This is a genomic window from Dokdonella sp. (assembly GCF_051958935.1).
GTDB lineage: Bacteria > Pseudomonadota > Gammaproteobacteria > Xanthomonadales > Rhodanobacteraceae > Dokdonella_A.
On record NZ_JBQCFP010000169.1, the window covers coordinates 17024 to 30596 of the forward strand.

Below are 13573 nucleotides of genomic sequence, written 5' to 3' on the forward strand. Positions count from 1 at the left end.
CGCGATCGCGAGCCATGGCCCAGACGTTCACATCGACCGATGAAGGCTGGTCACCGCCGGCGCCGGACGAGGCGCTGCGCGAGCTCGCCGAAGCCGCCGCGGCCGCCTGCGACGCGGCGAGCGGTTTCATCGCCTGGCCGGAGCAAGGCCGGCTCGTCGCGAGCATCGGCGGCATCGCCGAGTCCGCCTGGCGCGATGCGATCCCCGCCCTGCTGGATCGCATCGCCGCGCAAACCGGCGCGGCCGCGATCGCGGGCACCGAGGGCGTCGTCGACACGGCGTTGCCGGATGCGGCAGCGTGGCGACGCACCGCGGCGGTGCTGCTGCCGGCGGGCGAATACGATCCCGCCGGCCTCATCGGCGTGCTCGACCCCTGCTGCGGCGAGGCGGCGGCGATGCGCGCCTTGGCCGGCCTGCGTGAAATCGCGTGCCGCCAGTTCGCGTTGCACCGCGACCTCGCCCGGCGCGGCGGCGCGGCCGCGCGATGGCGCGAGGGCACCCCGCGCCGCGCCATCGCCGCGCCGAGCGATGTGGCGCAGCGCGCGGAAGCGCTGCGCCTGGAGCGGCGGTTCGCCGAGGCGCTCGTCGAGAGCATGCCGGGCATCCTCTACCTGCACGACGCGCACGGCCGCTTCCTGCGCTGGAACCGGCATTTCGAACACACCTCGGGTTATCGCGCCGCGGACATTGCCCGCATGCATCCGCGCGCGTTCTTCCCGGCCGCACAACGCACCTCGCTGGAAGCGAACATCGCCGAGGTGCTCGCCTTCGGCGCATCCTCGTTCGAGGCGCCGCTGCTGACCCGTGACGGGCGCGAGATCCCGTACTTCTTCACCGGCAAGCGCATCGAGATCGACGGCCATCGCTGCCTCATCAGCATCGGCATCGACGTGTCGGATCGCGTGCGCGCCGAACGCGAGCACGCGGCCAGCGAACAGCGCTACCGCACGCTGTTCGAGTGCGCGCCCGACGGCATCCTCGTAGCCGACGTGGCCGGGGTCTACCTCGAAGCCAACGAAAGCGCCTGCCGGATGCTCGGCTACGAGCGCCACGAGCTCGTCGGCCTCGCCGCCACGGACATCGTCGCGCCGGCCGAACGCGCCAACGTCGCGCCGACGATCGACGCGCTGCGCGCCAGCGCGGCGCATCACCGCGAATGGTCGTTCCGGCGCAAGGACGGCACGATTTTTCCCGCCGAAGTGATCGCGACCCTGATGCCGGACGGCAACCTGCTCGGCATGGTGCGCGACGCGACCGAACGCCGCCGCGCGGAAGCGGAATTGCGGCACAGCGAGGACCGCTTCCGCGCGATCTTCGAACGGGCGGGCGTCGGCATCGCGCTCGTCGACGTGCATGACGGGCGCTTCGTGCGCTGCAACCGCGCGCTCGCGGAGATGCTCGGCTACGCCGCCGACGCGCTATGCGCCCTCAGGGTCCGGGATGTCAGCCATCCGGACGACATGGAGCTGCAGGACGCGCTCTCGCAACGCCTGCTGGCGGGTGCGATCGATCGCTACCGCATGGAGAAGCGCTACCGGCGCCGCGACGGCAGCGAGATGTGGGCGCTGCTGACCGCGACGCTCGTGCGGCACGCGGATGGCGCGCCGCAGTTCATGGTCGGCATGCTCGAAGACATCACCGAGCGGCGCGCGCTGCACGCCGCCCTCGAGGAGAGCGAGAAGCGCTTCCGCCAGATCACCGAACACATCCCCGCCGTGTTCTTCCTCGCCGACGCGCGCAGCGGTGAATGCCTGTACGTGAGCCCCGCGTATGAACGCATCTGGGGACGCAGCTGCGAAAGCGTGTACCGCTCACCGAACTCGTGGCTCGACGCGGTCGTGGCCGGCGACCCCAACCCGATGCTGCGCGACGGCCGGCCGGTCGACGCGAGCGAACGGCTCGATTTCGAATACCGCATCGCGCGTCCGGATGGATCGATCCGCTGGATCCATTCCCGCAGCTTCCCGGTGTTGGGCACCGACGGGACGTTACAGCAGGTCGCCGGCATCGCCGAGGACATCACCGAGGCGAAGGAGCAGGAGGCGAGGATCGCCCGCCTGAGCCGCATCCGCGCGGTCATCGGCGCCCTGCATTCGGCGATGTTGCGCCAGCCCGATCGCGAATCGTTGCTGCAGGAGGCCTGCCGCGTCGCCACCGTCGAGGGCATCTTCGAGATCGCCTGGGTAGCCGAGCCGCGCGAAGGCGCCGAGACGCCCGCGATCATTGCGATCTCGGACGAGGGCGTGCGCGAGTTCGTTTCGACCAACCTCGTGCTGCTGCGCGCCGACCACTTCGCGATGCGCGCGCTGGCGTCGCGCAGGCCCGTCGTCATCAACGACTTTTCCGCCGACGCCAGGCTTGCGCGCGTGGGGGATCGACTCCTCGCGCGGGACTGTCGGTCCGGCGCTGCATTCCCGCTCCATTCCCACGGAGAGGTCGTCGGCGCGCTCGTGCTGCTCGCCCGCGAGCGCGACGTGTTCGACGACGAGGAACTCGGCCTGCTCGGCTGGGTCACGAGCGATCTTTCGTACGCGATCGAGCACATCGAGAACGCACAGAAGCTCGCGCATCTGGCCTATTTCGATGCGCTGACGGGCCTCGCCAACGCCGCGCTGTTCCGCGACCGCCTCGCCCAGCTCGTCGCCGCGGCTCCCGCGACGAACGGCAAGGTATGCGCAGTGATGCTGGACCTCGAGAATTTCACGCGCCTCAACGACAGCCTCGGCCGTGAATGCGGCGACGAGATCCTCCGCGCCGTGGCGAGACGGTTGGAGCAGCGGCTCGAAGAGCCCTACGCGCTTGGCCGCATAGGCGCCGATACATTCGCGATCGCGCGCCCGGGCAGCGGCGATCGCGTCGCGACGCTGCTGCTCGAGCAGGTCATCGAAACCTTGCGCGAACCGTTCCACGTGCGCGGCCAGGCCATCTCGATCAGCGGCCAGGCAGGCATCGGCCTCTATCCCGACGACGCGGACGACGACGACAGCCTGTTCAAGCATGCGGAAGCCGCACTCAAGCTGGCCAAGTCGAGCGGCGCGCGCCACATGTTCTACTCGGCGCAGATCAGCCGGCGCATCGCCCTGCGCCTCGATGCGGAGGCCGCGTTGCACGCCGCCATCGACGCAGGCCAGTTCGTGTTGCACTACCAGCCCCGCGTCGACATGGTGAGCGGGCTCGTCGTCGGCGCAGAGGCGTTGATCCGCTGGCAGCATCCGGAACGCGGGCTCGTGTCGCCGGAGGAATTCATCCCCCTCGCCGAAGAAACCGGGCTCATCGTGCCGATCGGCGCTTGGGTGATCGATGCGATCTGCGCGCAGCAGGCGGCCTGGCTGAAGGCGGGGGCAAGCATGGTGCCGATCGCCGCGAACATCTCCTCGGTGCAGCTCGATCGCAGCGACGTCGTGCGCACGGTGCGCGAAGCGCTCGCGCGTCATTCGCTGTTCGCCCGCCATCTGCACCTGGAGCTGACCGAGAGTTCGGTCATGAAGGATCCAGACGCGGCCGCGGAAGTGTTGCGCGGCCTGCGCGAACTCGGCGTCGGCCTCGCACTCGACGATTTCGGCACCGGCCATTCCTCGCTCGCCTACCTCAAGCGCTTCCCGTTCACGCGCGTGAAGATCGACCGGACGTTCATCTCCGACATCACGCACAGCGCGGAGGACGCGGCGATCGCGTCGGCGATCATCGCGATCGCGCACCGCATGGGCCTCAAGGTCGTCGCCGAAGGCGTCGAAACGCAGGGGCAGTTCAATTACCTCTCGATGCAGGGCTGCGACGAGATGCAAGGGTACTACTTCAGTCCCGCGGTCTCTGCCGAAATGTTCGAAGACTACCTGCGCGGCGGCCGCAGCATCCGCCTGCTGCCGCGCGCGGACGAGGAGCGCCGCACCGTGCTCGTCGTCGACGACGAACCCGGCATCCGCACTGCACTCACGCGCATGCTGCGCAGCGACGGCTACCGCGTGCTGACCGCGGCGAGCGGCGACGAAGGCCTGCACGTGCTCTCGCTCAACGCGGTGCAGGTGATCATCTCCGACCAGCGCATGCCGGGCATGTCCGGCACCGAGTTCCTCGGCAAGGTGAAGGATCTCTACCCGGAGACGATGCGCATCATCCTGTCGGGCTATACCGAGATCGACGTCGTCACCGAGTCGGTGAATCGCGGCGCGGTGTTCCGCTTCCTCACCAAGCCATGGGACGACGACCTGTTGCGCGAGCAGGTACGCGACGCATTCCAGCGCTACCGGCCGCGCGCGAGCGGCGACAGCACGCCGTCCTGAGGACGCGGCGCATCTGCGCCACTTCTTGCTGATCCATGCGCAAGCATGCAAGCGCCGTCATTCCGGCGAAGAGCGGAATCCAGCTCTTCATTTCGAAGGACCGAAGACGCTGGGTCCCGGCCTTCGCCGGGACGACGAGAGGGAGGCTCTTCGTGCTCCTGCTTTCCGCGCTTCTGTTTTCCGTGCTCCTGCTCTTACTGCTTCTGCTTCCTTGCTCCTGCCCTGCTCCACCGGGTCCCCTCGGCGCCGGCGGGCGGCGGCCGAAATGGCCTGAAGGGGGCGCGCGAGGGATCGCGCGCCGTGCGCCGTCAGCGCGGGATGCGCTGTCGGCGCACCCGGCCGACGACCGCGGACCCGCGAGGCGCAGCCTCGCGGGCGGCGACGCGGGGTGCCCATTCTCTTGGTGACTTCTCTTTGGGCAAGCAAAGAGAAGTCACCCGCTCGCCGCCGAGGCGAGCGGAACCTCGCGACAGTGCACCGCTTGGCGAAAGAAGCCTTGCCCCGGCTTGGGACACGATCGGGTCAGGTCCATCCCGCGCGCCGAAGTTTGGACGGAGGTCAGCGAAGAATCAGGAGAGGCGGACATCGAGCGACGCGGTGTTCGCTAGAATGTCACCGTCGCGCGCACGACCGCATCACCACCGCTCGCCTCGCGCTCCACGTGTAAAACACCTTCGCCAACCGGCGGGGCAATGCCGGCGGCGAAGGCCATCGCGCGCGACACGCGCGCGAATGTCACCGAAGGGGCGGCGCCGCCCGAGCATGTGACATGCACGGGACCGGAAGTGCGGCCGCGCGGAGCGTCGGTCGCCGCCTCGCGATCGACGGCGGAGACGGTGCAGGCGTCGATGATGGTCAGGCTCATCGACAGCTGCCCCCGTGCCGAACCGGCGTTCGCATCGCAGACGCCGGCCGCTGCCAGCAACCACGCTGACAGGCGCAGGATCCCGCCTTTGCGCACACCCTTCATCCACACTCCGACCGACCGCGAACTTCGGAACGATCCTACGCCGGCCTGCCCTCCGTGCCGATCCGGTCGCCTACGTATGCGTAACATTACGTATGCGATTGCGCGCAGGCGCCACGATCACACCGGATCGTCGCTGCGCAACACGATCGCGCCGTCGTCGTCGTGTTCGACGAGCGTCACGCGCGCGCTCGCCTCTTCGAACGATGCCGCCTGCCGCTGCGCGCCGCGTGCGCTGCGCGCTCGGGCGCGATCGGGGCGCAGCAACGCAACCACAGCGGCCGCGAGCTCCTCGTCGACCCATGGCTTGCCGATGAAGCGCGCGAGTCGCACCTCGTTGACCGCGGCGATGATCGCGTCGCGGTCGGCGTAGCCGGAACAGATCACGCGCGGCACCGCCGGCTGCAGTTCCATCATTGCCGACAGGAACTCGACGCCGTCCATGCCGGGCATGCGGTAGTCGCTCACGACGAGGTCGAATTCCTGCTCCTCGCTGCGCTCGAGCGCGAGCGCGGGCGAGGTGAACGCTTCCACCTTGAGCGCCTCGCCGTCGAGTTCACCGACGTCGATGGAGGCGAGGCAGCGACGCAACGCATTGAGGATGTTCGGTTCGTCGTCGACGAGCAGGACGCGGTACATGGGAATGCTCCGGTACGAAGGTCAGCGTGGCTGGGCGATCGGCAATTCGATGCGCAGCAGTGTTCCGTGGCCGGGGGTGCTCGAGATGTCGATCGTGCCGTGGTGCTTGGAGACGATGCCGTAGGAGATCGCGAGGCCGAGGCCGGTGCCGCTGCCGACCGGCTTGGTGGTGTAGAACGGATCGAACACGCGCGGGAGCACGTCCGCCGGTATGCCCTCGCCATCGTCGCCGATGTCGATGCGCACGCGGTCGCCCGCGACGGACGTGGTCACCGTGATGATGCCCTGGTCCTTGATCGCCTGGCCCGCGTTCATGAGTACGTTCATGAACACCTGGTTGAGTTCCGACGGCAGGCACTCGACCAGCGGCAGTTCGCCGAACGTCTTGACGATCTGCGCCTTGTACTTGAGTTCGTTCCAGATGATGTTGAGGGTCGAGTCGAGGCCGCGATGCAGGTCGGACTTGACCCAGTCCTCGGAGCGCTCCTTGCGCGCGAAATCCTTGAGGTCGCGCACGATCTTGCAGACGCGGTCGATGCCCTCGCGCGATTCGCTGAGCAGTTGCGGCACGTCGCCGACGAGGAAGTCGAGATCGAGCTTCTGCCGGATCGCCTCCGTCGCCGCCGCGCCGGCGCCCTCGGCGAGCGCGGCCTCGTAGGACTGGATCGCCGAGAACAGCTGCGAGATGTAGCGCTGCAGCGTGCTCAGGTTCGAGTTGACGTAGCCGATCGGGTTGTTGATCTCGTGCGCGACGCCGGCGGCGAGCTGGCCGATCGAGGCGAGCTTCTCCGATTGCATCACCTGTTCCTGCGCGCCCTGGAGCTTCGCGTAAGCCACCTCGAGTTCCGCGTTGCGCGCGTGCAGCTCGGATTCGCGCACGCTGTCCTGGGTGATGTCGCGCACCGTCATGCCGAACAGTTCCGGACCGATGCGCGAGAGGTGGACGAGCAGGATCTTGTGCTGGCCGCGGCCGACGCCGAGGATCACTTCGCCGCTCCAGCTGCCATGCAGGCTGCACAGGTGCAGCGCGCCGCTGTTCAGGAGATCCGGGTGCCAGTCGCCGACCACCGCGAGCGGCCGGTCGGGCTGGTCCGGCCCGCACAGGCGCGCGAGCACGCGCGCAGCGGGGTTGGCGTAGTGCACGCGTTGCCCGGCATCGAACAGGAGGGTCGCCGCCGGAGCGGCATCGACGAGCGCGCGTAGGTGGGCTTCCATCGCGTCACCCGCAACCGGCGCCGGCAATGGCGGCGCGAACGGCGTGGCGATGCCCGCCGCACCCGCCGGAGGCTGGAAAGCGATGTCGATCGTCATGGGTCCCGCCCTCCGCCTGTCTCCGCGCGCGGTGCGCGGCGATGATGCGGGGCATGCTATGCCCGGGCGCGGCGGGCGCGTAATGCGGACGAATGCGTATGCGCGCCGTCATCGGGCGCCGCTCCCGTCGCCGCGCGCGGCCCCCCCGGCGCCGACCAGGAGGCGCATGCGGATGAGGTCGGCGAGGCTGTCCGCACCGGTCTTCTCCATGATGCGGCTGCGATGGATCTCGATCGTGCGATGGCTGCCGCCGAGCGTGCGCGCGATCTCCTTGTTCGTCTGGCCGGCGACGATCCACTCCAGCACCTCGCACTCGCGCGGGGTCAGGGTTTCGAGGCGGCGCGCGAACGCGCGACGCCGTTGCGCTTCGTCGCGCTGCAGCGCCTGCCGCTCGATCGCGACATGCACGCGTCGCAAGAGGTCTTCGTTGTCGAACGGCTTCTCGACGAAATCGGCGGCGCCGGCGCGCATCGCCGCGACCGCGATCGGGACCTCGGCCGCGCCGGTGAGGAAGATGACCGGCAGGTCCGCCCGCTCGCGCAGGCGGGCCTGGACTTCGAGACCACCCATGCCGGGCATGCCGACATCGAGGACCACGCAGCCGGCGACGTCGAGCTCCGGCCTGGCGAGGAACGCTTCGCCCGTCGCGTACTCCTCGATGCGCAGGCCTGCGGACATGAACAGGCGCCGCAGCGCATGGCGCATCGGCTCCTCGTCGTCCACGACGAACACGACGGGCGCACCGTCCGGCACGGTCGGATCCGCTCGATCACGGGGCTCGCGTCCAGGCATCACGGGCATCTCGTCGTCGATGCGACAAATGCTACGCCGTTTACAACCGCGAATGGAAACGACTCACCCGCAGCCCCGCCGCTCTCCGGCCTCAGGCCCCGGCCTTGGGCATCACGGCGCTCCGCGCCCCATTGACCCTGCGACCACCCGGCGAAACGTCAGGTTGATGCGGCCCCCATCCGCCCGCGCACGCCGCGGCAACGCATGCTGGTACAGGCGCTGCGTCGCGCCGGCCATGACGAGCAGGCTGCCGTGCGCGAGTTCGAGCGACAGCGCGCGGGCGCGCGTGGCGCGCGAACGCAGCACGAAGGTACGCGGCGCGCCGAAGCTCAGCGACGCGATCAGCGGCTCGGCGCCGAGTTCGGGCTCGTCGTCGCTGTGCCAGCCGACCGTGTCGCGCCCGTCGCGATAAAGATTGGCGAGCACGCTGTTGAAATCGAAGCCGTAACGCGCACGGAGCTCGCCTCGCAGGCGCGCCACGGTCGGCGTCCACGCGAGCGGCGCGAAGCGCGCGCCCGAATAGGCGTAGACCGCATCGGCGTCGCCGATCCAGCAGGACAGGCGCGGCGTGGGCACGTCGCGACCGAAGATCCGCAGGCGGTGCGGCGCCCACGCGATCTCCTCGTGCAATGCAGCGAACAACGCGTCCGCCTCGGCCGGTGCCCAGGCGTGCCCGGCGTAGCGCAGGTCCGCGCCTGGGAGCTCGAGCGCGCGCAGCGTGGCGCCGTCGCGCGGGGATCGGGCATTCGTGAACAGGTCGGGCGCCGCCATGCACGCATCATCGCACGCGACCGCATCGCGCCGCCCCGTCCGTCACGGACGAGGCGGCGCCGGTTCACATCAGCGACGGCGGCGTGCGACCGCCGAACCCGCCACCAGCATCAGCGACGACATCAGCAGCAGCATCCAGCGCGCGTCGATCGGCACGTTCTGCGGCTCGACCGCGCCGGCGACGACCGTGGTCACGCTGCTCGCGTTGTTGTTCGGCGTCGGGTCCGGGACGGTCGAGGACGCGACCGAAGCGACATTGGTGATGTTGCCGGTGAAGCCAGGCTGCACCAGGTACGTCACCGCCACCGTCAGGCCCGAGCCACTCGCGAGTGGCGGCAGTGCGCACGGGAAGCCCGATTCGCACGGCGCGGTCGCCGAGATGAACACGAGACCGGCCGGGTTCGGGTCGACGAGCAGCGCGTCGCCCACCGCGTCCGGGCCATCGTTGTCGACCCTGATCGTGTAGGTGATCTCGGTGCCCGCGGCGCCCTGTGCCGGACCGCTCTTGGCGATGCGCAGGTCGGCCGACAAGGCCGGCGCGCCGACGAGTGTGTTCGCGGTCGCGACGTTGTCGCTGCCGTCCGGGTCGGGCGTGTCGCTGGCCACGAGCGCGGTATTCACGAGCGGATTGGCACCCGCGTAGTTCGCCGGCACGGCGTAGGTGCTCGTGATCGTCGCACTCGCCCCGCTCGCGAGCGTGCCGATCGCGCACGGATAGGCGCTCGCGCAGGCACCGCTGTTGCCGACGAAGACGAGTCCCGCAGGCGTCGCGTCGGTGACGATGACGTTCACGGCGGCATCCGGGCCCGCATTGGTCACGACCACCGTATACGCGATCGTGTCGCCCGCTGTCGCACTCGCCGGGCCGCTCGTGGTAATCGCGAGATCGGCGCTCGTCGCGACGACGACGAGCGGCGTGGTGGCGCTGCTCGCGTTGTTGCCGAGGTCGGGGTCGGGCGTCGTGCTCGACACGGAGGCGTTGTTGGTGACCGCACCGCTCGCCGTCGGCGCCACCGCATAGGTGACCGTGACGATCGCGCCGGCGCCGCTCGCGAGCGTGCCGAGATTGCACGGGAAGCCGCTTGCGCACGGTGCGCTCGCGCCGACGAACACGAGATCCGGCGGGGTCGGATCGTCGAGCACGACGTTCGCAGCCGCGTCAGGGCCCGCGTTCTGCACCTGCAACGCGTAGATCACGCTGCCGCCCGCGGTCGCGTTCGCCGGGCCGGTCTTGGTCAGCACGAGATCGGCCGACGTCGGCGCCGCGACGATCGACGTGACGGCGCTGCTGTCGTTGTCGGCGAGGTCGGGGTCCGGCGTACTGCTGCTGACGCTCGCGGTATTCGTGACCGAGCCGCCGATGCCGGTGCCGACCGTGTAGGTGACCGTGACGATCGTGCTCGCACCCGGCGCGAGGTCGCCCAGCGCGCACGGGAAACCGCCCGCGCAGGGCATGCTCGCGGAGACGAACGTGAGGCCTGCCGGCGTCGGATCGGCGATCTGTACCGCGGTCGCGACATCGGGGCCGTTGTTGGTCACGTCGAGCGCATAGGTCACGCTGCCGCCCTCGAGCGCATTCGCCGGTCCCGTCTTCACGATCGCGAGATTGGCGCTCGCCGAACTCACGTTGGTGCCGACCGTCGACGCGTTGTCGCTGGTGTCCGGATCGTTGACGCCGGCCGGCGCGTCGACCGTAGCGGTATTGCTCAGCGTGACCGGTCCGGTCGGTGCGACGCCGTCGATCGTGACGAGCACGCTGCCGCCACTGGGCAGGTTGCCGACCGTGCCGGACACCGTATTGCCACTCACCAGCGGCTGCGTGCCGCAGGCGGCGCCACCCGCCTCGCCGCCGCACGCGGCCGTGATCGCGCTGATGCCCGCGGGCACGTCGTCGCTGTAGCTCGCGCCATTGGCCGGGCTCGGGCCATGGTTGGTGATCAGCAAGGTGTAGCCGATCGCTCCGCCCGACGCGACCGCGGACGGTCCGGTCTTGACGATCGCGAGATTGGCATTGCCGGGGCCGACGCCCGTGCTCGCCGAACTCTGGTTGTTCGCCGTATCGGGGTCCGGTTCCGTCGCGCTCGCGCTCGCGGTGTTCACGATCGGGTTGGCGAGCGCATAGTCCGCCGGCACCGTGTAGGTCGTCGTGATCGTCGCGCTCGCGCCGCTCGCGAGCGAGCCGAGTGCGCACGGATACGTCGTCGTGCACGCGCCGGCGTTCGACACGAACACGTGGCCGGCCGGCGTGGGGTCGGCGACGACGACATTGCTCGCGTCACTCGGCCCGTTGTTGGTCACGACCACGGTGTAGACGACGTCGTCGCCGGGGGTCACCGACGCCGGACCGCTCTTCGCGACCGCGAGGTCGGCGAGCGGATTGCCGTTGAGCGATGCGCTCGCGCTGTTGTTCGCGCCGTTCGGATCGGGCTGGTCGGCCGCGCTCACGCTCGCCGTGTTGGTCATCGGGCCGGCGGTCGCGACATCGGCGACGATCGTCAGCGTCGCGCTCGATGCGGCGCCCGCGGCGGTCAGCGTGCCGACCGTCCAGACGCCCGCGAACGGATCGTACGTGCCCTGCGTCGGCGTCGCCGAGACGAACACGAAGCCGGCCGGCAGTGCATCGGCGAGCACGACGCCGGTCGCGTCGGACGGGCCGTTGTTGTGCACGGTGACCGTGAAGGTGACGCTGTCGCCGACGTCGGGCGCGGCGTCGTCGACCGTCTTGGTCACGCCGAGGTCCGCCTGCTGGCCGTTGATCGTCGCGCCGGCCTGGTTGTTCGCCGCGACCGGATCGAACTGGTCCTCGTGCGTGACCGTCGCCGTGTTGACGATCGAGCCCGGCGCGTCGACGGTCGCGCTGATCGCGAGGGTCGCGTTCGCGCCGTTCGCGAGCGCGCCGACCGACCACACGCCGCCCGCGTACGTGCCCTGCGACGGCGTCGCAGAAACGAACGTCGTGCCGCTCGGCAGGTGGTCGGTGATCTCGACGCCGGTCGCGTCGTTCGGGCCGCCATTGCTCGCGGTGATCGTGTACGTGATCGTCGTGCCGACATTCGGGGTCGCATCGTCGACCGTCTTCGCGACCGCGACATCCGCGGTCGCGCCGGCATTGACCGACGCACCCGCGGAGTTGTTGCTCGTATCGGGATCCGGCTGGTCGGCCGCACTGACCGCGACCGTGTTGGTCAGCGCGCCCGGCACGTCGACGCTCGCGACGATGAACAGCGTCGCGGTCTCGCCGTCGGCGAGTGCACCGATCGTCCAGAGGCCCGTCGCCGGAACATACGTACCGACCGACGGCGTCGCCGAGATGAAGCCGAAGCCGAACGGCAGGTTGTCGGTGACGGCCACGCCGGTCGCGTCATTCGGCCCCGCATTGCTCGCGGTGATCGTGAACGTGACGGTCTGGCCGACGTTCGGCGCCGCGTTGTCGACGATCTTGGCCAGCGCGATGTCGGCGGCCGTGCCGACCGACGTGGTCACGCTCGAGCTGTCGTTCGCCGGGTTCGGGTCGGGCACGCCGACCGGCGCGGCGACCGTGGCCGTATTGGTGAACGACTGCGCGCCGAACGGCGCGGTGCCGCTGATCGTGATCGTGACCGAGCCGCCGGCCGGCAACGTGGGCACGCTGCCGGAGACGTTGTTGCCGGCGACGGTCGGCGCCGCGCACGTCGCGCCGCCGTTCGGCGAACCGCAGCTCGCGGTCACGCCGGTGATCGCGGCTGGCACCGCATCGGCATAGGTCGCGCCATCCGCCGCGCTCGGACCTGCGTTCGAGACGACGACCGTGTAGCTGATCGGCGCACCCGAAGCGACCGTGGACGGACCGGTTTTCACGATCGCGACGTCGGCCGATGCATCGACCGTCGTCGACACGCTCGAGCTGTTGTTCGCCGGCGCAGGATCGATGATGCCTGCAGGCGGCTGCGCGCTCGCAGTGTTGCTCAGCGAACCCGGATTGGCGGGCGCGGTGCCGTTGATCGTGAACGTCACGCTCGCGCCGCTCGGCATCGTCGTTATCGTGCTCGACACGGTGTTGCCCGCGACGTTGACCGCGCCGCAGACGGCGCCGCCGGTCGGCGTGCCGCAGCTGGCCGTCACGCCCGTGATGCCGGACGGTACCGCGTCGTTGAACGTCGTCGCGTTCGCATCGCTCGGGCCGTGGTTCGTGACGACGACGCTGTACGCGATCGCGCCACCCGCGGTCACGGTCGCCGGGCCCGTCTTGTGCGCTTCGATGTCGGCGCTGCCGGTCAAGGTGTCGCTGTCGGTCGCGCTGTTGTTGCCCGGCGTCGGATCGGTCGTGCCTGCAGGCGCGGCGATCGTCGCCGTGTTCGACAGCGTGCCGGTCGCGCTCGCGCTGACCGTGCCGCTCACCGTGAACGTCGCCGTGCCGCCGACCGGGATGTTCACCGTCGCACTGACGTTGCCGCTGCCGCTCGCGGGACACGTGCCGCCGCCCGCGCCGACGCAGGTCCAGGTTGCACCCGCGATGCCCGCGGGGATCGTGTCGGCGACGGTCGCTCCGGTGACTGCACTCGGACCCGCGTTGCTCGCGACGATCGTGTAGGTGATCGGCGAGCCCGGCGTCGCGCTTGCGGTGGCGTCGGTCTTGGTGTTCGCGAGTTCGGCGTTCGGGCTCAGGGTGTCGGTGTCGGTCGCGCTGTTGTTGCCCGGCGTCGGATCGGTCGTGCCCGCGGGCGCTGCGATCGTCGCGGTGTTCGCGAGCGTACCCGTCGCGCTCGCGCTGACCGTGCCGGTCACCGTGAACGTCGCCGTGCCGCCGACCGGGATGTTCACCGTCGCACTGACG

General features: G+C 69.9%; 7 protein-coding genes. 1 reads left to right on the forward strand and 6 read right to left on the reverse strand.

The window, feature by feature from the left end:
* Window positions 1–14 precede the first annotated feature (14 nt).
* Window positions 15–4280 (forward strand): PAS domain S-box protein, encoded by a 4266-nt coding sequence (locus ACTHK2_RS16020; RefSeq protein ID WP_440246718.1) that lies wholly within the window; start codon window positions 15–17, stop codon window positions 4278–4280.
* A gap of 604 nt (window positions 4281–4884) precedes the next feature.
* Here ACTHK2_RS16020 and ACTHK2_RS16025 read toward each other — a convergent pair.
* The 6 genes from ACTHK2_RS16025 to ACTHK2_RS16050 form a co-directional block, all read right to left on the reverse strand.
* Window positions 4885–5250: a hypothetical protein gene (locus tag ACTHK2_RS16025; protein WP_440246719.1), complete on the reverse strand. Its 366-nt coding sequence runs from the start codon at window positions 5248–5250 to the stop codon at window positions 4885–4887.
* Window positions 5251–5367: 117 nt separating this feature from the next.
* Window positions 5368–5886: a response regulator gene (locus tag ACTHK2_RS16030; RefSeq protein ID WP_440246720.1), complete on the reverse strand. Its 519-nt coding sequence runs from the start codon at window positions 5884–5886 to the stop codon at window positions 5368–5370.
* A gap of 21 nt (window positions 5887–5907) precedes the next feature.
* Window positions 5908–7197, reverse strand: a complete 1290-nt coding sequence (locus ACTHK2_RS16035) for an ATP-binding protein (RefSeq protein ID WP_440246721.1) — start codon at window positions 7195–7197, stop codon at window positions 5908–5910.
* Between the two features lie 108 nt (window positions 7198–7305).
* Window positions 7306–7950, reverse strand: a complete 645-nt coding sequence (locus ACTHK2_RS16040) for a response regulator transcription factor (RefSeq protein ID WP_440246722.1) — start codon at window positions 7948–7950, stop codon at window positions 7306–7308.
* Between the two features lie 150 nt (window positions 7951–8100).
* Entirely contained in the window at window positions 8101–8760 is a 660-nt protein-coding gene (locus ACTHK2_RS16045) for an alpha-ketoglutarate-dependent dioxygenase AlkB family protein (protein WP_440246723.1), read from the reverse strand.
* A 69-nt stretch (window positions 8761–8829) separates the two neighbouring features.
* Window positions 8830–13560, reverse strand: coding sequence for a DUF7507 domain-containing protein (locus tag ACTHK2_RS16050; RefSeq protein ID WP_440246724.1), 4731 nt, complete (start codon window positions 13558–13560; stop codon window positions 8830–8832).
* Between the last annotated feature and the right edge of the window lie 13 nt (window positions 13561–13573).